The 20075-nt window shown below is 65.3% G+C and carries 17 protein-coding genes and 1 tRNA gene; 9 read left to right on the plus strand and 9 right to left on the minus strand.

Annotated features, from left to right (window positions below):
- Nucleotides 1-219: 219 nt before the first annotated feature.
- From EJB06_RS15735 to EJB06_RS15745, 3 genes are all read left to right on the plus strand, one after another.
- Nucleotides 220-819 (plus strand): outer membrane beta-barrel protein, encoded by a 600-nt coding sequence (locus EJB06_RS15735; protein WP_164557935.1) that lies wholly within the window; start codon nucleotides 220-222, stop codon nucleotides 817-819.
- A 34-nt stretch (nucleotides 820-853) separates the two neighbouring features.
- Nucleotides 854-929: transfer RNA gene (locus tag EJB06_RS15740), tRNA-Asn, on the plus strand.
- Nucleotides 930-1114: 185 nt separating this feature from the next.
- Entirely contained in the window at nucleotides 1115-2734 is a 1620-nt protein-coding gene (locus tag EJB06_RS15745) for a response regulator (protein WP_126075000.1), read from the plus strand.
- A 53-nt stretch (nucleotides 2735-2787) separates the two neighbouring features.
- Here the strand turns inward: EJB06_RS15745 and EJB06_RS15750 are convergent, their stop codons facing one another.
- Both EJB06_RS15750 and EJB06_RS15755 read right to left on the minus strand, forming a co-directional pair.
- Complete coding sequence (locus EJB06_RS15750) at nucleotides 2788-3243, minus strand: response regulator (RefSeq protein WP_126075001.1); 456 nt, start codon at nucleotides 3241-3243, stop codon at nucleotides 2788-2790.
- 12 nt (nucleotides 3244-3255) lie between these two features.
- Nucleotides 3256-5499: an ATP-binding protein gene (locus EJB06_RS15755; RefSeq protein ID WP_126075002.1), complete on the minus strand. Its 2244-nt coding sequence runs from the start codon at nucleotides 5497-5499 to the stop codon at nucleotides 3256-3258.
- 165 nt (nucleotides 5500-5664) lie between these two features.
- Between EJB06_RS15755 and EJB06_RS15760 the strand changes: the two genes are divergently transcribed.
- The gene (locus EJB06_RS15760; RefSeq protein WP_164557936.1) at nucleotides 5665-8061 is read left to right on the plus strand and encodes a PAS domain-containing hybrid sensor histidine kinase/response regulator; all 2397 of its coding nucleotides are present in this window, start codon (nucleotides 5665-5667) and stop codon (nucleotides 8059-8061) included.
- On the opposite strand, the gene EJB06_RS15765 is transcribed toward EJB06_RS15760, so the two are convergent.
- Nucleotides 8058-9092 carry a chemotaxis protein CheB gene (locus tag EJB06_RS15765; RefSeq protein WP_126075004.1) on the minus strand — a complete coding sequence of 345 codons (1035 nt, stop codon included), beginning with the start codon at nucleotides 9090-9092 and terminating at the stop codon, nucleotides 8058-8060. The genes EJB06_RS15760 and EJB06_RS15765 overlap by 4 nt on opposite strands.
- 207 nt (nucleotides 9093-9299) lie before the next feature.
- Between EJB06_RS15765 and EJB06_RS15770 the strand changes: the two genes are divergently transcribed.
- The gene (locus tag EJB06_RS15770) at nucleotides 9300-10841 is read left to right on the plus strand and encodes a cryptochrome/photolyase family protein (RefSeq protein WP_126075005.1); all 1542 of its coding nucleotides are present in this window, start codon (nucleotides 9300-9302) and stop codon (nucleotides 10839-10841) included.
- A 36-nt stretch (nucleotides 10842-10877) separates the two neighbouring features.
- A complete protein-coding gene (locus EJB06_RS15775; RefSeq protein ID WP_126075006.1) occupies nucleotides 10878-11801 on the plus strand; it encodes a pyridoxal-phosphate dependent enzyme in 924 nt (307 codons plus the stop codon).
- Here the strand turns inward: EJB06_RS15775 and EJB06_RS32235 are convergent.
- Complete coding sequence (locus EJB06_RS32235; RefSeq protein WP_198420843.1) at nucleotides 11796-13133, minus strand: esterase/lipase family protein; 1338 nt, start codon at nucleotides 13131-13133, stop codon at nucleotides 11796-11798. The genes EJB06_RS15775 and EJB06_RS32235 overlap by 6 nt on opposite strands.
- Before the next feature lie 94 nt (nucleotides 13134-13227).
- Nucleotides 13228-14403, minus strand: coding sequence for a dienelactone hydrolase family protein (locus EJB06_RS15785; RefSeq protein ID WP_229427115.1), 1176 nt, complete (start codon nucleotides 14401-14403; stop codon nucleotides 13228-13230).
- 349 nt (nucleotides 14404-14752) lie between these two features.
- Between EJB06_RS15785 and EJB06_RS15790 the strand changes: the two genes are divergently transcribed.
- From EJB06_RS15790 to EJB06_RS15800, 3 genes are all read left to right on the plus strand, one after another.
- On the plus strand, nucleotides 14753-16333 hold the full coding sequence (locus EJB06_RS15790) for a methyl-accepting chemotaxis protein (RefSeq protein WP_126075007.1): 1581 nt from the start codon (nucleotides 14753-14755) through the stop codon (nucleotides 16331-16333).
- The gene (locus tag EJB06_RS15795) at nucleotides 16333-16992 is read left to right on the plus strand and encodes a tRNA-uridine aminocarboxypropyltransferase (RefSeq protein ID WP_126075008.1); all 660 of its coding nucleotides are present in this window, start codon (nucleotides 16333-16335) and stop codon (nucleotides 16990-16992) included. Before EJB06_RS15790 ends, EJB06_RS15795 begins: the two co-directional genes overlap by 1 nt.
- Before the next feature lie 105 nt (nucleotides 16993-17097).
- Complete coding sequence (locus EJB06_RS15800; protein WP_126075009.1) at nucleotides 17098-18231, plus strand: PA0069 family radical SAM protein; 1134 nt, start codon at nucleotides 17098-17100, stop codon at nucleotides 18229-18231.
- Nucleotides 18232-18330: 99 nt separating this feature from the next.
- Here EJB06_RS15800 and EJB06_RS15805 read toward each other — a convergent pair whose 3' ends face one another.
- From EJB06_RS15805 to EJB06_RS15820, 4 genes are all read right to left on the minus strand, one after another.
- Nucleotides 18331-18552, minus strand: a complete 222-nt coding sequence (locus EJB06_RS15805; protein WP_126075010.1) for a hypothetical protein — start codon at nucleotides 18550-18552, stop codon at nucleotides 18331-18333.
- A gap of 119 nt (nucleotides 18553-18671) precedes the next feature.
- Nucleotides 18672-18881 (minus strand): hypothetical protein, encoded by a 210-nt coding sequence (locus tag EJB06_RS15810; protein WP_126075011.1) that lies wholly within the window; start codon nucleotides 18879-18881, stop codon nucleotides 18672-18674.
- A gap of 170 nt (nucleotides 18882-19051) precedes the next feature.
- On the minus strand, nucleotides 19052-19417 hold the full coding sequence (locus tag EJB06_RS15815; protein WP_126075012.1) for a hypothetical protein: 366 nt from the start codon (nucleotides 19415-19417) through the stop codon (nucleotides 19052-19054).
- A gap of 204 nt (nucleotides 19418-19621) precedes the next feature.
- Nucleotides 19622-20002: a hypothetical protein gene (locus tag EJB06_RS15820; protein WP_126075013.1), complete on the minus strand. Its 381-nt coding sequence runs from the start codon at nucleotides 20000-20002 to the stop codon at nucleotides 19622-19624.
- Between the last annotated feature and the right edge of the window lie 73 nt (nucleotides 20003-20075).

Raw genomic sequence — 20075 nt, forward strand, 5'->3', positions numbered from 1 at the left:
GTCCCTGGTTCGAGTCCAGGTCGGGGAGCCAGAATGCGAGAGGCCACGTTGAATCAACGTGGCCTTTTTTGTTTTCTAAGCAGATTTGCACTGTTTGTTACCCGAAAACAACGCCTGCCAGTGATCTTCCTTGCTTATTTGCAATTGATGCAAGTATCATTCCGCCTGGTAAATACGCAGCATTCCGCGCGTGACGGCCAACCACCCTACAAAAATACCATGAAAAAAATTGCACTCGTGATCGCTGTTGCGATCGCATCCCTGAGCTCGGCCCAGGCACAAACCGCGCAGGCCAACCCGCTGCGCTTCGTCGTCGGCGCCGGCCTGACCGCTGGCGGCGACAAGCTCGCCACCGCTGAATATTCGCACGGCGGCTCGGTCGACGTGCGCGCCGGCGGCCTGATCGCCTTCCTGGGCGGCGTCGACTACCGCGTCAACCAACAGTTCTCGTTCCAGGGCACCGTCGGTTTCCACGTCGACCAGGCCAGCGCCAAGAACGGCGACGTGACCTTCAAGCGTTTCCCGATCGAAGTGCTGGCTTACTTCCACCCGACCAACAACATGCGCATCGGCGGCGGCGTGCGTTATGTGTCGAGCCCTAAACTGAACGGCGACGGCTTCGGCGCCGGCGTCTACCAGGAGTTCGACAACACCGTCGGCGCCGTGGTCGAGGGCGAATACTTCTTCAGCCCGAACGTCGGCCTGAAGCTGCGTTACGTGAAAGAAGAGTACGAGTCGAACTACGTTTACCGCCGTGTGACCTACACCGAAAAGACCAAAGGCGACCATATCGGCATTTTTGGTAATTTCTACTTCTAAAATTCGTCCGGGGCCTATATAATACGGCCTCTTTTCCCTGATAGCTCAGTTGGTAGAGCGACGGACTGTTAATCCGCAGGTCCCTGGTTCGAGTCCAGGTCGGGGAGCCAGAATTTGAAAGGGCCTGCAATCGCAGGCCCTTTTTGCCTTGGTGCTGCCAGTTGCACGCCAGCCGCCGTCCATGCGCCGCGCATGCCCGCAGGCGGGCGGTGGCGCGCACGGTTGAGATTTTGTTGCATTCGAAACAGCTTGTCCTCATGTAAAATATAACGAAATTTATGTTATAGCAATACACATGATCGACGACAAAACGACCCCCTGTTCGGTACTGCTGATAGACGATGAGCCCTTCGCCCAGGACTTCATCGCGCACTGCCTCGAAGCGTGTTCCGACGTGGCCCTGCGCTATGCATCGCAGTCCGAGCGCGTCGTCGAACTGGCGCTGGAGGTCGGTGCGACAGTGGTGCTGGTCGACCTGCGCATGCCGGGGGTGGACGGTTTCGACGTGATCCGCCTGCTGCGCCAGCACCGCGACACCGAGCACCTGCCGGTCATCCTGCTCTCGTCCGAGGAAGACGCCGAGATCAAGGCCAGGGCGTTTGCCACCGGCGCCAACGATTACATGGTCAAGTGGCCCGACGGGCGCGAACTGATCGCGCGCGTGCGCTACCACAGCGCCGCCTACATCGCGCGCAAGCAGCGCGACGAAGCCTTCGTGTCGCTGCGGCGCAGCCAGGAAGAACTGGCCGCCAGCCAGTCGGCCCTGCACCAGGCGCAGAAGATGGAAGCGATCGGCCAGCTGACCGGCGGCGTGGCGCACGACTTCAACAACGTCTTGCAGATCATCGGCGGCAACCTGCAGTTGCTCAAGCTGCTCGGCGGGGTGAGCGAGAGCGCGCGCACCCGCATCGATATCGCGCTGGCCGGGGTCGAGCGCGGCGCCAAGCTGTCGGCCCACCTGCTCGCCTTTGCCCGCCGCCAGCCGCTGCAGGCGGTGGTGGTCAATCCCGGCACGGTGCTGCGCGACATGGATGAAATGATGCGCCGCGTGCTCGGCCCGCGCGCCGTCATCGTCACCGAGATCGAAGAACAGCTGTGGAGCACCACGGTCGATCCGAGCCAGTTGAACAATGTGATCCTGAACCTGGCCATCAACGCGCGCGACGCCATGGCCGACGGCGGCACCCTGACCATCCGCGCGGCCAACGTGCCGGTCGGTTCGCCCCTGCTGTCGGAGCTGGCGGCGGGCGACTACGTCATGGTGGAAGTGTCCGACACCGGCTGCGGGATGCCGGAAGCGGTGCTGCAGCGCGCCTTCGAACCGTTTTTCACGACCAAGCCGACCGGGCAGGGCACGGGCCTGGGGCTGTCGATGGCGTACGGTTTCGTCAAGCAGTCGGGCGGCGAAATCCAGCTGAAAAGCGCATTGGGGGCCGGCACCAGCGTCAAGATTTTCCTGCAACGCAGCGCCAGCGAGCCGGAAGACGCCGAGGAACACGTGCAGGCGCCCCTGTTCGGCGGACTGGAAACGATACTCGTGGTCGAAGACGAGGCGGACGTGCGCACCAGCACCGTCGAATTGCTGTCCGCGCTAGGTTACCAGGTGTTCGAAGCGGAGGACGCGGCGCATGCCGTGGAATTGATCGACTCGGGCGCCAAGATCGACCTGGTGTTTTCGGACGTGATCATGCCGGGCAAATTAAGCAGCCTGGAATTGAGCGAAGTGGTGCGCGCCAAGCTGCCGTCGGCCCAGATCCTGTTCACCTCGGGCTATGCCGAGGGGGTGCTGGCGCACGAGGGCAAGCTCGATGCCAAGGTCAACCTGCTGCAAAAGCCGTACAACGCCGATGTGCTCAGTGCGCGCATCCGCCATCTGCTGCGGCGCCGCAAGCCGGCCGGCGCCACCTCGCACTAAGCGGCGCGCGCCGCCTCGCACTAAGCGCCGCACGCCGCACGCCGTCATGCGATTCAGTGCGGCTTGACGTAGCGGTACGACCCCGGCGGCGGTTCGTTGAGCACCGCCCAGAAAATCCCCAGGTCCGCGATCGCGCGCACGAATTCCTTGAAGTCGACCGGCTTGACCACGTACGCATTGACTCCCAGCTCGTAGCTGCGCAGCAGGTCCTGTTCTTCCTTGGACGAGGTGAGCATCACCACCGGCGTGCTTTTCAGGGCCGGCGTGCTGCGGATTTCCTTGAGCACTTCGAGGCCGTCGATCTTGGGCAGCTTCAGGTCGAGCAGCACCACGGTCGGATTGCCTACCTGGCGCGCCGCGTGCGCGCCACGGCACATCAGGTAATCGAGCGCCTCGGCGCCGTCGCGCGCGATGATCACTTCATTGGCCAGCTGGCTTTTTTCCAGCGCGATCAGGGTCAGTTCCAGGTCGTGCGGATTATCTTCGACCAGCAGGATGGGCTTTAACATGTCTTACTTACCTTAAATATTGAGTTCTTTGGGAATGCTGAAGTAAAAGGTGGCGCCGTTGCCCGGCGCTCCCTTGGCCCACACGCGCCCGCCGTGGCGTTCGATGATGCGGCGCACATTGGCCAGGCCGATGCCGGTTCCCTGGAAGTCTTCCATCCGGTGCAGGCGCTGGAACACGCCGAACAGCTTGTGCACGTAATCCATGTGAAAACCGGCGCCGTTGTCGGCGATCGACATCACCCATTCCGCGCCCTCGTCGCTGGCGCGGATGGTAATCACGGCGCGCTCTTTCTGGCTGGTGAACTTGACCGCGTTCGAGAGCAGGTTGTACAGCGCCAGCTGCACGAAGGTGGGGTCGGCGCGCATCGCCGGCAAGGTGCCGATGTCCCATTCGACCTGGCGCGCGCCGATGTCGAGCGCGAGTTTGTCGATGCAGGAGCGCACCAGGTCGTCCATCTGGATCAGGGTCGGGCGCAGCGCGGCGCGCCCCATCTGCGAAAAACTGAGCAGGTCGTCGACCAGCTTGCCGGCCAGGCGCGCCGAATCCTTGATGTTGCGCAGGAAGCGCTGGCGCTTTTCCAGGTTCTCGTTGGCGGACGGTTCCAGCAGCAGGTCGGAAAAGCCGACGATGTGGCGCAGCGGCGCGCGCAGATCGTGCGAGACCGAGTACGAAAACGCTTCGAGTTCCTTGTTGGCGCGCCCCAGTTCTTCGGCCAGTTCGGCCATCTGTTCGGCGCGTTCGAGCGCGATGCCCAGCAGCGCGCTGCGGAACTCGATCGCCAGTTCGATCTCGCCGCCGTGCCAGGGCGCGCTGGTGCCGGTGATGGTCTCGCGCCAGGTGGCGAAGCTGGTGCGCGGCGTCAGTTGCGCCGCCGGCGGCGCGCCGTCCTTGTCGTGCGGGTTGCCGGCCCATTCCACCGTGCGCACCACTTCGGGCCGGAACCACAGCAGGTAGTGCTTGTGGATGCGCGAGACCGGCATCGCCAGCAGGCCCGCGCTGTTGGCGGCCAGCGCCGCCGCCGGCGGGTACAGCGCCGCCAGCTGGTCGGTGTGGAACACGTCGCCATGGCAGTGCAGGTCGAGCCAGGCCACCAGTTCGCGGATCGCTTCCTCGTCGGGCGTGTCGCCGTAGGTCAGCAGGCGCTCCTCGAACAGGATGGCGGCGCCGCCGGCGCGCGCGAACTTCAGCAGGGCCGGGAAAACGCTGGAGAGGTTGTCGATGAAGTCGGCGCTCTGGGTCAGGCCGGCCAGCATCGAGACCATGATGCGGCGCACGTCGAGGCGGAACTGGAGCTCGTTGGCGTCTTCGCGCGACTCGATGCACATCGACAGGATCTGGCCCAGCTGTTCGCAGGCGGTGCGCTTGTCGAAGGCGACCGTGCAGGGCGTCGCATGGTGGCACGAGATCAGTCCCCACAGCTTGCCCTTGACCATCAGCGAGACCGACATCGAGGCCAGCGTGCCCATGTTGCGCATGTATTGCAGGTGGATCGGCGAGACGCTGCGCAGGGCCGCGAACGAGAGGTCGTTGGGCTTGCCGGTGACCGGATTGAGGGCCGGGACCAGGCGCGCCGGCGTGTAGTCGGCATCCTGGATCAGGCGGATCCGGTTGAGCATGTACAGCTCGCGCGCCTGGCGCGGAATGTCGGACGCCGGAAAGCGCTGCCCCAGGTAGGACGGATAGTCGTCGGCGCGGCATTCGGCCAGCACATGGCCGTGGCCCTCGTCGTCGAACTGGTACACCATGACCCGGCCGAAGCCGGTGACGCGGCGGATTTCCTGGGCCGCCAGCGCGCTCATGGTCCGGGTGCTGGCGGTGTCGGTCAGCTTGAGCAGAAAATCGCCGACCTGGCGGTGCAGGTGGCGGAAGTCGGCGGCCGAGGCGCGCGCCACCGATTCGAATTCGAGGATCAGCAGCGCATCGTAGTAATGCGCCAGCACGTCGAAGTGGCGCGCCGGGCCGATGCCGAGGGTGCACAGGTACAGCGGACGCTGGCCGATGTCGGCGGCGTCGATCTCGGGCACCAGCTGCAGGCCGGCCTGTTCGCCGATCACCGCCTGCAGCGACTGGCCGATGGCGCGCGCCGCGTCGGCGCCGATCATGTCGTCGAGGTTGTCGCTGGCCTGGAGCACCTGCAGGGTGGGCGACAGCGCCAGCAAAAAGCCGTGCGGCTGGATGCTGCCGGGGAAGCGGATCGGTTCCTTGTCGCAGCTGGACAAATCGAGGTCGGGACGGTCGGGGTTTGCCTGGCTCATGGAGATTTCCTGGGCACGGGAAGGAGGCGCCGCATTCAAAAGCAATATTTTACTTCATACACCATCGCTTGCCACGCACGTTAGCCGGTTTGACAATGCCCGCGCGGCGATGCAAATTATCAACAGCAATTGGTCAACGCGCAGGGGCGCATGCGACAATCCGGCATGACCACGCGACCCGACTACGAGGCCCTGTTCCGCGCCTCTCCCTATCCGTACATGCTGACGGACCTGGAACTGACCATCATCAGCGCCAACGATGCCTACTGCCGTGTCACCGGGCGCAGCGAAGCCGAACTGCGCGGCCGCTACGTCTTCGACGCCTTTCCCGAGAACCCGGACGACCCCGGTTCGACCAATGTGGCCGCCGTGCGCGCGTCGATGCTGCGCGCGCTGGCCAGCGGCATGCCGGACACCTGCGCCTTCCTGCGCTACTCGGTGCCGGCGCCCGGCGGCGGCTTCGAGGAGCGCTTCTGGAGCACCGTGCACACGCCGGTCAAGGACGGCGCCGGGCGCGTGGCCTTCCTGGCGCAGAACTCGATCGATGTCACCGAGTTGTACCGCTACGACCGCCAGTCGCGCGTGGCCTCGGTCGCGCCGCAGGCCGGCAGCGGGTCGGGCGACGGGCATTTCAACCAGGCCCAGATGCACCAGGCGATGAACCGCATCCTGATGGTCGAGCGCAGCCACCTGCGCGACCTGTTCAACCAGGCGCCCGGCTTCATCGCCGTGCTGGCCGGCGAGCGGCATGTGTTCGAGATGGTCAACGAAGCGTATTACCAGCTGGTCGGCCACCGCGAGCTGGTGGGCAAGCCGGCCTGGGAAGCGCTGCCCGACATCCGCGGCCAGGGCTTCGAGGAACTGCTCGACCAGGTGTACCGCAGCGGCCAACCGTTCGTCGGGCGCGGCCTGTGCGTGACGGTGCAGCGCAGCGCCGGCGGCCCGCTGGTGCAGCGCCACATCGACCTGCTGTACCAGCCGCTGTTCGACAAGGAAGGGCGCACCAGCGGCATCTTCGTGCAGGGCCACGACGTAAGCGACGCCCACGCCGCGCAGCTGGCCAGCGCCGACAGCGCCGAGCGCCTGTCGGAAGGCATGAACGCGGCGCGCATGGTGGTCTGGGACTGGCGCATCGACACCGGCGAGATGGTGTTTTCGGAGAACGCGGAACTGGTGCTGGGCAAGCGCGAACCGGACATCGACAGCCTCACCGCATCGATCCATCCGGACGATGCCCGGCGCCTGCTCGAGGCGCGCGTGCGCGCCATCGCCAGCGGCGGCGGCTACCAGGAAACCGTGCGCTTTCGCCGCCCCGACGACGGCCGCATGCTGTGGCTCGATATCCGCGGCAAGGTGCGCTGCGATGCCGGGGGCACGCCGTTCGCGGTGCGCGGGGTCACGCTCGACATCACCGAACGCATGCGCGCCGAAGAAGACCTGCGCGACGCCCACCGGCGCAAGGATGAATTCCTGGCGATGCTCTCGCACGAACTGCGCAATCCGCTGGCGCCGATCAGCTCGGCGGCGCAGCTGCTCAAGCACGTGCGCCTGGACGAGGCGCGTCTGCGCGAGACGACCGACATCATCATCCGCCAGACCGCGCACATCACCGGCCTGGTGGACGACCTGATCGACGTTTCGCGGGTGACGCGCGGCCTGATTTCGACCGACCGCCAGCCGCACGACATGAAGCGCATGATCGGCGACGCGGTCGAGCAGGTGCGCCCGCTGATCGACGCGCGCCGCCACCGTCTGGCGGTGCTGCTGCCGCCCGAGGCGGCGTATGTGATGGGCGACCACAAGCGCCTGGTGCAGGTGCTCACCAACCTGCTCAATAACGCGGCCAAGTACACGCCCGACGGCGGCAATATCGTCCTGACCCTGGCGCTCGACGGCGACAGCGTGGTGCTGGCCGTGCGCGACGACGGCATCGGCATGGGTCTCGAACTGCTGCCGCGCGTGTTCGACCTGTTTACCCAGGGCGAGCGCAGCGCCGACCGCGCGCAGGGCGGGCTCGGGGTGGGGCTGGCCGTGGTGCGCAGCCTGGTCGAGCTGCACGGCGGCCAGGTGAGCGCCGCCAGCGAGGGGCCGGGCAAGGGCAGCGTGCTGACCGTGCGCCTGCCGCTGCTGGCCGGCGCCGGCCAGCCGGCCGGGCCCGCCGGCGAGCGTCCGGCCCTGCCGCAGGGCCCCTTGCGGGTGCTGGTGGTCGATGACAATCCGGATGCGGCGCTGATGCTGTCGATGCTGCTCGAAGCGTCCGGCTACGAGGTGCTGACCGAGAACAGCTCGCACGCGGGCCTGGCCAGCGCCGCGCGCCACGCGCCCGACGTCTGCATCCTCGACATCGGCCTGCCCGGGATGAACGGCTACCAGCTGGCGCGCGCGATCCGCGCGGTCGACGCTGCGCAGGGCGCGACCCTGATCGCCGTGACCGGCTACGGCCAGGAACAGGACCGGCGCCTGGCGCTGGACGCCGGCTTCGACCATCACCTGGTCAAGCCGGTCGATGCGGGCGCGCTGGCGGCGCTGCTGGCGGCACGGGCGGCACGGGCGGCTCCCTAGCCCGGCGGATCGGCGTTGGCCGTGTTGGAGTGCAACATCGCCTTGATCCGCCGGATATGGATGTTCGACTGTTCCACGCGCTCGGCGTAGGAGGGGCTGGCGCTGCCCTCCGCACCCATCTTGACGAGCAGGTTCTTGTGCTCTTCGAACATGCGCAGGGCGACCCACAGGGTTTCCTCCATCTTCGCCGTCTGCTCCGCCAGGAGCGCTGCCGCCGTGTACGCGTGACCGGTATGGCAACGGAAGCGCACGTGGTTTCCAACCTTCATTTGCCACAGCACGCCGCCGCAGCCGGGACAGTTGAACGGCAGCTGCGTCCCGAGGAACTCGACCGATTCCAGGTCGCTCAATACGCGCTCGGCGATCCTGGCCTCGACCGCGATATCGTCGGGAACGGCAATTGCCTTGCCGCGCTCGCCAAGCGCGAGCCGCGTCAGCAGGCTACCCATTTCCGCCAGCGGCACGCAGTGATCGACCTTGACATGGTTGAGCACGTTTTGCGGCATGTCCGGGTAGGCGGCGTCGGCCGGGTCCTGGACCACGCAAACGCCGCCGCAGCGGCGGATCACTTCCATGCCCGAGGTGCCGTCGTCGAGATAGCCGGTGAGGATGACGCCGATGAGCCGGTTGCCGAATTCGACGGCGGCGGAACGGAACAGGGGATCGATCGCGGGCCGCGCCCGGTTTTCGCGCGCGCCCTTGGTCACCACGGTTTTGCCTTGCGAGATCATCAGGTGGTGATCCGGCTGCGCCAGATAGATACAGCCGCTCTTGATCACGCCATGCTGTATCGCTTGCTTGCACGGCAGGTTGCCCTTGTCGGCAAGCATGCGCAATATCGCCTCGTTCGAGCTTGTCGCCGTCATGTGCTGGACCACCAGGATCGCGGCGGGGAAGTCCGCAGGCAGTTGCGCCACGAGAGAGCTCAGCGCACTGAGTCCGCCAGCGGAAGTGCCGATCACGATCACCGGGAAGTCGCCCGGTCGTGTCGTGGAATCGGCGTTCGCCGTCTTTTTCGTCGATGCCGTCATCAAGATTCCTATCATTGCGGATGCAGGGCTGCCGTCAGGAATGATGCCATACAAGGTGCGACGGCAGCGCGCGACAGCGCCAGGCACGTTGCAGGAATGTATGCGCACTGACGTGGTCAAGGCTGGAATGGGCCATGTGGCATGGCCGACGGGCAAGTCTGGGGCGTGATAGACTCGGTTCCTCTCACCGGACTCCTTGCTTTTCCCATGCCGCCATCGACGACGACGCTGCGCCTGATCCTCGGCGACCAGCTCAATCCCCTGCACAGCTGGTTCGGCGAGGTGCGCGCCGAGGTGGTGTATATACTGATGGAAGTGCGCCAGGAAACCGACTACGTCCGCCACCATGCGCAAAAGATCATCGCCATCTTCGCCGCCATGCGCGCGCTGGCGCGCCGGCTCGAACACGACGGCCACCGCGTGCACTACCTGCGCATCGACGACCCGGCCAACCTGCAGGCGATTCCCGCCAATATCGACGCGCTGCTGGCCCATTACGGCGCCACCGGTTTTCAATACCAGGAGCCGGACGAGTACCGGCTCGACCGACAGCTGGCCGCCTACGCGGCGCAACTGGCGCTGCCAGGCAGCATGGCCGGCAGCGAACATTTCCTGACCACGCGCGATGAAGCCGAACGCATTTTTGCGGGCCGCCCGCAATGGCTGATGGAGTACTTCTACCGCCAGATGCGCCTCGTGCACGGGGTGCTGGTGGAACCGGGCGGCAAGCCGGCCGGCGGGCAGTGGAACTTCGACCACGACAACCGCAAGCCGTGGCGCGGCACGCCGCCCGAGCCGTTCGACACGCGCGCGCAGCACGACCATGCGGCCCTGTGGGCCGGCATCGAGGCCGCCGGCGTGGCCAGCTTCGGCCGCCCCGACGCGGCGCGCATCGTCTGGCCGCAGGACCGCGCCGAAGCGCTGACCCACCTGGACGCCTTCATCGAGCATGGCCTGCCGCACTTCGGCCACTACCAGGACGCGATGCACACGACGGCCACGCGCCTGTTCCATTCGATGCTCTCGTTCGCCCTCAACACCAAGATGCTGCATCCGCGCGAAGTGATCGCCGAAGCCGAAGACGCCTGGCGCGCCGGCCACGCGCCGCTGCACGCGGTGGAAGGCTTCATCCGCCAGATCCTGGGCTGGCGCGAGTACGTGCGCGGCGTGTACTGGGCCAGCATGCCCGGCTACGAACAGCACAATGTGTTCGGCCACGACACCCCGCTGCCGTCCTGGTTCTGGGACGGCAAAACGAAGATGCGCTGCCTGCGCCACGCCATCGGCCAGTCGCTCGACGATGCGCACGCCCACCATATCCAGCGCCTGATGATCATCGGCAATTTTTCGCTGCTGGCGGGACTCGACCCGCACGCGCTGCACCAGTGGTATCTTGGCGTGTACGTCGACGCGTTCGAGTGGGTGGAAATGCCGAACACGATCGGCATGAGCCAGTTCGCCGACGGCGGCCTGCTGGCGACCAAGCCGTATGTGTCGAGTGCGGCCTACATCGACCGCATGAGCGACTACTGCAAGGGCTGCCACTACGATAAAAAGGCGCGCCTGGGCGAGACGGCCTGTCCGTTCAATGCGCTGTACTGGGATTTTTTCGAACGCAACGCCGACCGGCTGTCGGGCAATCAGCGCCTGGGCATGGTGTACCGCAACCTGTTCAACATGGACCAGGACGCGCGCGCCGCGTGCGCCGGGCAGGCGGCGTCGGTGCGGCTCCGGCTGGAACAGCTTTGACTTGGGTTTTTCACTTTACGGGACATTGATTCAACGATGACACTACATATCGAGACTGCGCTGATCGCTTCGTCGGCCATGAGCAAGGAGGGCCAGACGGTCTGGCTGAAGATGGAAGCGCTGCAGCCGAGCGGCTCGTTCAAGCTGCGCGGCATCGGCCACGCCTGCGAGGAATACGCGCGGCGCGGGGCCAGGCGCTTCATCTCTTCGTCGGGCGGCAATGCGGGCCTGGCCGCCGCCTGCGCCGGCCGTCAACTGGGCCTGCCGGTGGTGGTGGTCGCGCCGGAAACGACCAGCGCGCGCGCGCGCGAACTGATGCGGCGCGAGCAGGCCGAGGTGATCGTGCACGGCGCCTCGTTTACCGAAGCGAACGCGCTGGCGCTGTCGATGGTGGGCGAGCACGATGCCTTCATCCACGCCTTCGACGATCCCCTGCTGTGGACCGGCCACGCCAGCATGATCGACGAAGTCGCGCACGCGGGCGTCACGCCCGACGCGGTGGTGCTGTCGGTGGGCGGGGGCGGTTTGATGTGCGGCGTGATCGAAGGCTTGCGTCGCAACGGCTGGGACAAGGTGCCGGTGATCGCCGTCGAAACCGACGGCGCCGATTCGCTGGCGCAGTCGATCGAGGCCGGCGCGCGCATCGAGCTGCCGCGCATCGCCAGCATCGCCACCTCGCTCGGCTCGCGCCAGGTGTCGCAGGCGGCGTTCGACTGGACCCGCGCGCACCCGATCGACAGCATGGTGGTGACCGACAAGGCCGCGGTGGCGGCCTGCATCCGCTTCATGGACGACCACCGCCTGGTGGTCGAGCCGGCCTGCGGCGCCTCGCTGGCGGTGGCTTACGCCGGCCGCCCCGAGCTGGCCGGCTTCAGGAACCTGCTGGTGATCGTGTGCGGCGGCGTGACCGCCACCGTGGCGCAGTTGCAGGCCTGGGAAGGCACGCTCGGCGCCTCATAGGCTGTACAGGATGGCGGCCACCGCATCGTAGATCGGATACACGCGCGGCCCGGATTTGGGCCAGCCGATCATGTCGAAGTGGTCGTAGCCTTTGTAGTTCTGCAAAAAATTCCAGCTGCCGCGCAGCGGCGTGCCGCTGTAGTCGCGCACCGGATGCCCGGAGGGCGCGCGCATGCTGACCGTGTTGACCACGCCATCGTTGGCGAACCAGGTATGGTCGACCGGCACCCGGCCGAAGCCGGCCAGCGTATACGACCCCATGCCGCGCCGTCCGGCCGAGGGAATCACCCATTCGCCCGCGTAGGGGCGCGTGAGCGAGGCCATGTCGGCGCGCGGATACTGGAAGGCCGGGTTCTGGAGCGGGAACAGCAGGCGGTCGGTGTTGTTGCAGCACGGGCTGCCGGCTTCGGTGGCCTGGTTACTGATCGAGAAGTAATACACCGAGGGCGAGGTCTTGACCCAGGCGTTGAAGGTGCGCGCGCCGTCGGGCGTCATTTCGGCCTGGGCCGAGTCGAAGTTGTCCTGGTCCCAGAAGGGCGCGGCCATCACGCGCTGGTGGTAGGCCGCCTGCGGCTCGGCCGCGCGGCTGCGCAGGCCGAATTGCTCCAGCCCGAAGTCCTGCGCCGTCTGGGCCGCGTTGCCGCCGTTGGCGATGCTGGCGATGCCGGTCGCGAGCTGGGTGAGGGCGGCCCCGGTTTCTCCCATGGCGTCGCGCAGGCTGGTGCCGTCGTTGGGCGAGGAAATGGTGGTGGCGCTGAGCACCCAGCCGGTCTTGCCGCCCTGGTACAGTTCGGCGCCGCCTTCGTCGCCGTGCGGCGAGCCGTTCTCCAGCAGTTCGATCAGGGCGCGGATGGTCTGGCCGCCCTGGCTGTGGCCGATCAGGTGGATCGGGTGGCGCGCATCCCAGGCCGGATACAGCGCGAGCGGGTAGCCGTTCGGATTGTTGGCCGCATCGGCGGCCCAGCACTTGCCCTCGGGCTGGCGCAGGGCGCCGAACCTGGCCGCGCTGCCCGTGTGGGTGCTGCCGTAATCGACGCAGCCCCCCTTGATCTGATAATACAGTTCGGCCGCACGGTCCCAGTTGGAACTGATCGCGCCGACCGAGGCGGCCCAGACCTGGTGCTGGCCCTTGTGCGTGCGCATGTGGCCGACGATGTCGTCGAAGCCGCCCCAGTATTTGAAGCCGCTGCGGGTGTACTGCTCCGGGCCGAAGCCGAGGAAGCCGTGCACCAGGACGATCGGATAATTGTTTGCGGCTGAGGCCGCTTGGAAGGCGCAGGACAGGAAGAGGGCGGGGGCGAGGACTGCGCGCAGTACATTACGTGGCAACATGATTCTCTCCAGGCGAGAAAAAACGTCGGCACATTGTATAGTCATTTTATGCGCGCACGCGTCCGGTTTTTCGCGGCGTTGCCAAGACGTTACGTCAGAGGCTGCCGGTCCCGGCGCCGCCGCTGGCGCTGGCGCTGGCAGTGAGCAGCTTGTCCTTCCACACCACGTAGTCGTCAACCGAGTACAACTGACAGGGTTCCCCGCTGGTGCGCGCGCAGGCGGCCAGGGCGCGCGCGTGCGGGTCTTCGCCTTCCTCGGCCCAGCACCAGGCGCCGCTGGGCGAGACCGCGAATGCGCGCGGGGTCAGCTTGTTCAAATACTCGCGGTAGGCGGCGCGCCCGTTCTCGCTCAGGTAGGGCACGGCGGCGATGTCGTCGACGCGCGCGAAGTCGGTGCGCGGCACGCTCGGGGGCTCGGCCACGGCCACGATTTCGCGGGTCGGCATGCCGATCTGTTGCAGGAAACGTTCGGTGTCGCGCCACCAGACGCGCTCGCCGTCGCGGCTGGCGATCATGCCGTGCGCGTCGCGCTTGAAGGCGCCGAATGCGACCAGGCGCGCGCTGCCGCCGGCGCGTTCGAAGGCGCTGTGCATGCGCGCCACCAGCTCCGGTCCGAACAGGGAATCGTTGACGCCATACATCCACAGGCTGGGAATCTTGTTGGCCGCGCCGTAGTCGGCAAAGGCGTGCACCAGTTGCGCGCGCCAGTCGCAGCGCTCGCCATCGTCGCGCAGGCCGCCGGCGAAGTTGATCAGGCCGCGCACGCCGGGCACCGCGCGCGTGCCGAGGGCGATGGTGGCCAGGCCGCCGTAGGATTGGCCGGCCACGACGATGCGCTCGGGATCGGCCCAGTGCTGGCGGCGCGCGAAGTCGACGGTGTCGCGCACGTCGCTGGCCTGGGCGTAGCCGTTGGCGGTCATGTCGCAGCCGTGGTCGGCATAGCTGCCGGTGGAGCCGGCGAAACCGCGCCGCATCGGCACCAGCACCGCGTAGCCGCGCTTGACGAAGGCGGTGGCCATGAAAATGAAGCGCTCGCGCTGCTGTTTGCGCGGTTCGCCCGATTCCTTGCCATGATTGATGATCAGCAGCGGAAACGGGCCGGCGCCGTTCGGCCGGAACAAGGTGGTCTGCAGGTCCGACTGCTTGCCGGGCCCGGCGGGGATGGCGATCACGGTTTCGTTGAGGCGGAAGTCGAGCGGCAATTCCTGCTCGACCGCGATCGAGGGGAGCAGGGTCAGCCCGGTCAGCGCTGCGGCGGACAACAGGCGCAAGGCGCGCCGGACGGGCGAAAATACGCTGGCGATGATGGACTCCCAATTGCCGAAAGGAATGATTCAATTCTATGCAGGGAGTTTTTGCTGAGCAATACCGGAATGTCAATTTGCAGCGGCCGGTGTGAAAAATAGTTTCCGGATGCACGCTTCCTTGCCTGGATACGCATGCCGTTAATGCAAGATGGGCTGGCGGGGGCTGTGGCGTTTTGGCGACGCTGCGCGAACAATTACTGTCACTGTGCTCGCTTGAGAAACATTTCCTATGGGAAAAATTGTTCTCGCCATACCAGATCGGCGGTGTTAGCATTCTCCTGCCGTCCAATCCAGGCCATGTGCCCTCGTCCTCATGAAAAATCTCAGTATCGGAACCCGCCTGACGCTCGGTTTCGCCGTCGTCCTCTCGTTTCTGGTCGCCCTGACCGGCATCGGGGTATGGCGCATGCAACACGCCAGCGAGCTGACCGACAGCATGGTGAAACAGACGGTGCGCAACGAGCGCCTGATCGACGAGTGGGCCAAGGTGATCGAAGTGAACGCGGCGCGCACCACCACCGCCTGGAAGGTTAGCGACCCGGCCGATCAGAAACAGGTGGAAGCGCAGATGAAGGTCTCGTCCGCGCGCGCCACCGAGATCCAGACCATCCTGGGCGAGAGCGTCAAGCACCCGCGCGCCAAGGCGCTGCTGGAGCAGGTGCTGGAAACGCGCAAGGCCTACACGGCGGCGCGCGCCACGGTGTTCAAGCTCAAGGCGGCCGGCGACATGGCCGGCGCGGCAGCCGTGTTCGACAAGGACATGGCGCACAAGCGCGAAGCCTACCTGGCGGCCCTGGCCAGCCTCTCCGATGAGCAGCGCGGGGAGCTCGATACGACCGCCGCCGAGATCGCCGCCCAGTATGCGAGCGGGCGCACCATGCTCATCAGCCTGGGCGCGCTCGCCATCCTGATGGGGATCGGCTGCGCGGCGTGGATCACCGGCACCATCACGCGGCCGATCCGGGCCGCGGTGCGGGTCGCCGAAACGGTGGCCTCGGGCGACCTGACCAGCCGGATCGAGGTCGACAGCGGCGACGAGACCGGGCAACTGATGCAGTCGCTCAAGCGCATGAACGACAGCCTGGTCGACATCGTCGGCCAGGTGCGCGGCGGTACCGACGCCATCGGCACGGCCTCGCGCGAGATTGCCAGCGGCAACCTGGATCTGTCCTCGCGCACCGAGAGCCAGGCCAGTTCCCTGCAAGAGACGGCCTCGGCCATGGACCAGCTGACCTCGACCGTCAAGCTGAATGCCGACAACGCGCGCGAAGCCAACCAGCTGGCCATCAGCGCGGCCGAGGTGGCCACGCGCGGCGGCGCGGCGGTGGCGCAGGTGGTGGCGACGATGAGTTCGATCAATGCCTCGTCGAGCAAGATCGTCGACATCATCGGCGTGATCGACGGGATCGCCTTCCAGACCAATATCCTGGCGCTCAACGCGGCGGTGGAAGCGGCGCGGGCGGGCGAGCAGGGGCGCGGTTTCGCGGTGGTGGCGTCCGAAGTGCGCACCCTGGCGCAGCGCTCGGCGGCGGCCGCGAAGGAGATCAAGGAACTGATCGGCGACTCGGTCGGCAAGGTCGACAACGGCACGCGCCTGGTGGACCAGGCCGGCAAGACCATGGACGACGTGGTCGCCAGCATCCAGCGCGTGACGCGCATCATGAACGACATCACCGGCGCCAGCGACGAGCAGCGCGACGGCATCGAACAGGTCAACCTGGCGGTGACCCAGATGGACCAGGTGACCCAGCAGAACGCGGCGCTGGTCGAGCAGGCCGCTGCGGCAGCGGCGGCGATGCAGGACCAGGCGACGCAGTTGTCGCGGGTGGTCGGCGTGTTCAAGCTCGGCCAGCTGGCAGCGGGACGGCGCGACGCGCCCCGGCTGGCGCAGTGATGGCTTTGCCGCAACGCCAGGACGCCGTGCACGCGCAGCAGGCCGCACCCGCGCGGCGCAGCGTCTGCCAGCAGTGCGCGCGGCCGGCGGCCGCCTGCATCTGCCGCTGGATTCGTCCGGTCGCCTGCGACGCGCGCCTGCTGATCCTGCAGCATCCGCTCGAAGTGAGCAACGCCAAGGGCAGCGCGCGCCTGCTGCACCTGAGCGTGGCCGGCAGCACCCTGGCCGCCGGCGAGGTGTTCGACCCGGCGCAGCTGTCCACACTGCTTTCCGTGGACGGGCGCCACCCGGTCCTGCTGTATCCGGAGACGCCGGACGACCGGTCGCTGGGCATGCCGCCGCCACCGCCCTTGCCGCCGGCGCTGTTGCGCGCGCCCGCCAGGCTGCTGCTGGTCGTGCTCGACGGCACCTGGCGCAAAAGCCGCAAGATGCTGTATCTCAATCCACTGCTGCATGCACTGCCGCGCCTGCCACTGAGCGACATGCCGCCCTCGCGCTACCGGATTCGCAAGGCGCATGCGCCCGACCAGCTGTCGACCCTGGAATCGGCTTGCCATGCCCTGGGTGAGATCGAAGGTGACCACGACAAGTTCCTCCCGCTGAGCCGCGCCTTCGACGATCTGATCGAGGCGTTTGTGCTGCATCAAGGGCGGCTTTGAATGCTGCTTGAAATAGCGGCAGCACCCACGTAGAATACTGTATGTTTATACAGTTAAATGGGTGCTCCGGTGACCGACCGCGACAAGGATGTTGAAGAAAGCGTCATGCTCCCGCCGCGTCCGCTGTCGGCGCAAAAGGGGCGCGGCGCCGTCACCAACCTGCAGGGACGCTACGACGTCCATGCGCGCGAGCGCTTCGACGACGGCTGGGTGCATGCCGACGATGACGACGACGCGGCGGCGCCGTTCCGCACCCAGGTCACCGACGAGTTCGCCAAAACCATCCTGAGCCGCAACAGCTCGCCGGACATTCCGTTTAACGTGTCGCTCAATCCGTATCGCGGGTGCGAGCACGGCTGCATCTACTGTTTCGCGCGGCCCACCCACAGCTACCTGGGCCTGTCGCCCGGGCTCGACTTCGAAAGCCGGCTGTTTGCCAAGGTCAACGCCCCCGATGTGCTGCGGCGCGAGCTGGCCAGGCCGTCCTACGTGCCGGAGCCGATCGCGCTCGGCGTCAATACCGACGCATACCAGCCGTGCGAGCGCGGGCTGGGCATTACGCGGCGCGTGCTGGAAGTGCTGCACGACTGCGAGCATCCGGTCGCGCTGATCAGCAAGTCCTCGCTGATCGAGCGCGATATCGACCTGATCGGGGCCATGGCGGCCAAGAACCAGGCGATTGCGGCCGTCACCGTGACCACGCTCGACCCCGACATCTCGCGTACGCTGGAGCCGCGCGCGGCGGCACCGGCGCGGCGCCTGCGCACGATCCGGCGGCTGACGGACGCCGGCATCCCGGTGCGGGTCAGCGTGGCGCCGGTGATTCCCTTCATCACCGAACCGGAGCTCGAACGGGTGCTGGAAGCGGCGCGCGACGCCGGTGCGGTCAGCGCGCACTACGTCGTGCTGCGCCTGCCGTGGGAGGTCAATCCCCTGTTCCACGAATGGCTGCAGGCGCACTTTCCCGAGCGCGCGCAGCGGGTGATGAACCGGGTGCGCGAGATGCGGGGCGGCAAGGACTACGACAGCGATTTCAGCAAGCGCATGCACGGGGAGGGCGTCTGGGCGGACCTGATACGCCAGCGTTTCGTCAAGGCGGTGCAGCGGCTGGGCATGAATGCCACCAGCGGACGCTTTGCGCAACTCGACAGCTCGCGCTTCAGGCGGCCGCAGGTGGTGCCGACGGCGCCGGCCAAGCAGTGCGGCAATGCGACCGGGCAGCTGGATTTGTTTGGCTGAGGACGGCCGAACATTTTTCGTCTTTGATGCCTTCCAAAAATTAATCGCACGCCGAAATGCGAATTAGTTCCATTGCCCAATTTTTAGGGGAACTAATTGTCACCAGGCGCCGAGCAGTGCGACTGTTGTCGCCCACGGCTTCCCGTCACGGCCAGCAACGTCCTCCTGACCAACATGCAAGAGCGTGCAAGCATGTGCTGTCAAGTAGTGGTTGACGCCAGCGGCAAAATCCATCGTTCCATCAATCGAATGCGAGCAGAAGCTGCATCCGCTCATTTCGTTAGAACTTACGCGGGCTACTGCAGCGATTTTATTGGTCATGTGCTGGTCCATAGTGGGTGCTGGCGGCCGGCCAGTTGCGGGCCCCAAATGGGCGCAGGATTTTCCTCGAACTATGTCATGACCGGCAGCAGTCGCCCCATTTCAGACGGTCATGCTTTTTAATTTGAGGCCTTTTGGTCCAACTTTGATTCAAGTTCACGCACGCGTTGACGCAAGGCGATTACAGGCGCTTGAGATAGACAAATGATGCCGATAGCAAACGCGATGATTGAGGGTGTAGACATTTCACCCTCGATGCGCTGCCCAACGTACATCCCTCCAAGGATCATCAAAAAAGCTCCCGCCGCAATCATCAGTTTGGACAACATTCAATCTCCAGCGTTCGTTATGGCTCACTGCGAAGTTTAGTTTGCTACAGCCAGTTTGTGGTCGCCGTCGTCGCTTTGCGACGGGCCGCTTCTGGCCCGATTGCGGACTCACGGCCCTGCCCTCATCAGCGCCTGCATTTCCCCACTTGTGTGTTTAGCCGGTGAAAAGCTCAAGCGCTCACTATCATTCGGGATTTCGAGTCTACCGCAGTCCCGCTGATGTATTGTATGAGTTGATCCCCGTAATATTTGAGCACTGGGTCGTCTATCAACTCCCCCACTGCTTCAAGTTCTGCAGCCAACAGTTTCATCGAAATGAAGTCAACAGCTGAACTCCCTGTCGGAATAAAATTCTTTAACTGATGCAGGTCGTACGCCCGCCCTACATGGTAGAAACGATACATGATCGGTATTGGTACAGCAATTCCTTCATCTCCTGGGTCCGGATGGAAATTTAATTTGAATCGAATGACCTTGTCTAGCGCATATGTCACTAGATCGAGCTTCTGGTGGAGCGCTCGCATTTTCTGTTTCACAGGAATTCCTTGGGTAGACGCTGAATGACCGCTCTTGGCCGATCTCGGCCTGTCGAACTAGCATACCAGCTTGCCGGCCAGAAAAATCCCCAAATTGTACCGACGGGCGGCTATCGCCCCAAACCGGAAGTTTAGGATTCCAAAAAGGATGCCACGACAAAGCGCAAGCGCTTGCCACGCTTCAGCGCGGGTTGCTCGTTAAGACTAGGTGATCCATTCGGATACCAGTGATAGTCGACCTTGATTACATGATGGACAGGGGATTTCTGGTTCGATCTCTGCCGTGAGGTTTTCTGCGCTGCCGCATAAGGCGCAGCAGATTTCGCCGACGTCTTGGGTGATGTTCGGCCCGATCGTCCATGCTTGTTGATGTTCGCCGAACTGCCTCTCGGGCGTAAACAGCAAACGATCAGCCTGGATTGGCCCGTAGCTTGTGTTTGAATGCTCCCCGACGACTTCTACAGTGAGCTGGACACCTAGAGGATCGAGTTCTTTCTGAACCGCCTCGACAACGTGTAAATGAGCCCTGTCATGAAGCACCAATGGAAGATTCCTCACGGCTTCCAATGCTTCGTTGTAGCTCATACTCCTTTCCTTCCGAAGCCACCGCCTCGCAATGATGCTTTTTGCTTCAGTTGAGGCTGATTGAACGGTGACC

The organism is Massilia atriviolacea (assembly GCF_003953935.1).
In the GTDB taxonomy this organism is placed as follows: Bacteria; Pseudomonadota; Gammaproteobacteria; order Burkholderiales; family Burkholderiaceae_D; genus Telluria_A; species Telluria_A atriviolacea.

What these genes read in the sequence shown, in the direction of transcription:
- EJB06_RS15800 (WP_126075009.1), top strand. Translation starts at nt 17,098, where the DNA reads ATGCTCCCGCCGCGTCCGCTGTCGGCGCAAAAGGGGCGCGGCGCCGTC.
- EJB06_RS15820 (WP_126075013.1), bottom strand. Translation starts at nt 20,002, where the DNA reads ATGAGCTACAACGAAGCATTGGAAGCCGTGAGGAATCTTCCATTGGTG.
- EJB06_RS15770 (WP_126075005.1), top strand. Translation starts at nt 9,300, where the DNA reads ATGCCGCCATCGACGACGACGCTGCGCCTGATCCTCGGCGACCAGCTC.
- EJB06_RS15755 (WP_126075002.1), bottom strand. Translation starts at nt 5,499, where the DNA reads ATGAGCCAGGCAAACCCCGACCGTCCCGACCTCGATTTGTCCAGCTGC.
- EJB06_RS15810 (WP_126075011.1), bottom strand. Translation starts at nt 18,881, where the DNA reads ATGTTGTCCAAACTGATGATTGCGGCGGGAGCTTTTTTGATGATCCTT.
- EJB06_RS15805 (WP_126075010.1), bottom strand. Translation starts at nt 18,552, where the DNA reads ATGACCAATAAAATCGCTGCAGTAGCCCGCGTAAGTTCTAACGAAATG.
- EJB06_RS15750 (WP_126075001.1), bottom strand. Translation starts at nt 3,243, where the DNA reads ATGTTAAAGCCCATCCTGCTGGTCGAAGATAATCCGCACGACCTGGAA.
- EJB06_RS15790 (WP_126075007.1), top strand. Translation starts at nt 14,753, where the DNA reads ATGAAAAATCTCAGTATCGGAACCCGCCTGACGCTCGGTTTCGCCGTC.
- EJB06_RS15735 (WP_164557935.1), top strand. Translation starts at nt 220, where the DNA reads ATGAAAAAAATTGCACTCGTGATCGCTGTTGCGATCGCATCCCTGAGC.
- EJB06_RS15745 (WP_126075000.1), top strand. Translation starts at nt 1,115, where the DNA reads ATGATCGACGACAAAACGACCCCCTGTTCGGTACTGCTGATAGACGAT.
- EJB06_RS15795 (WP_126075008.1), top strand. Translation starts at nt 16,333, where the DNA reads ATGGCTTTGCCGCAACGCCAGGACGCCGTGCACGCGCAGCAGGCCGCA.
- EJB06_RS15765 (WP_126075004.1), bottom strand. Translation starts at nt 9,092, where the DNA reads ATGACGGCATCGACGAAAAAGACGGCGAACGCCGATTCCACGACACGA.
- EJB06_RS15760 (WP_164557936.1), top strand. Translation starts at nt 5,665, where the DNA reads ATGACCACGCGACCCGACTACGAGGCCCTGTTCCGCGCCTCTCCCTAT.
- EJB06_RS32235 (WP_198420843.1), bottom strand. Translation starts at nt 13,133, where the DNA reads ATGTTGCCACGTAATGTACTGCGCGCAGTCCTCGCCCCCGCCCTCTTC.
- EJB06_RS15775 (WP_126075006.1), top strand. Translation starts at nt 10,878, where the DNA reads ATGACACTACATATCGAGACTGCGCTGATCGCTTCGTCGGCCATGAGC.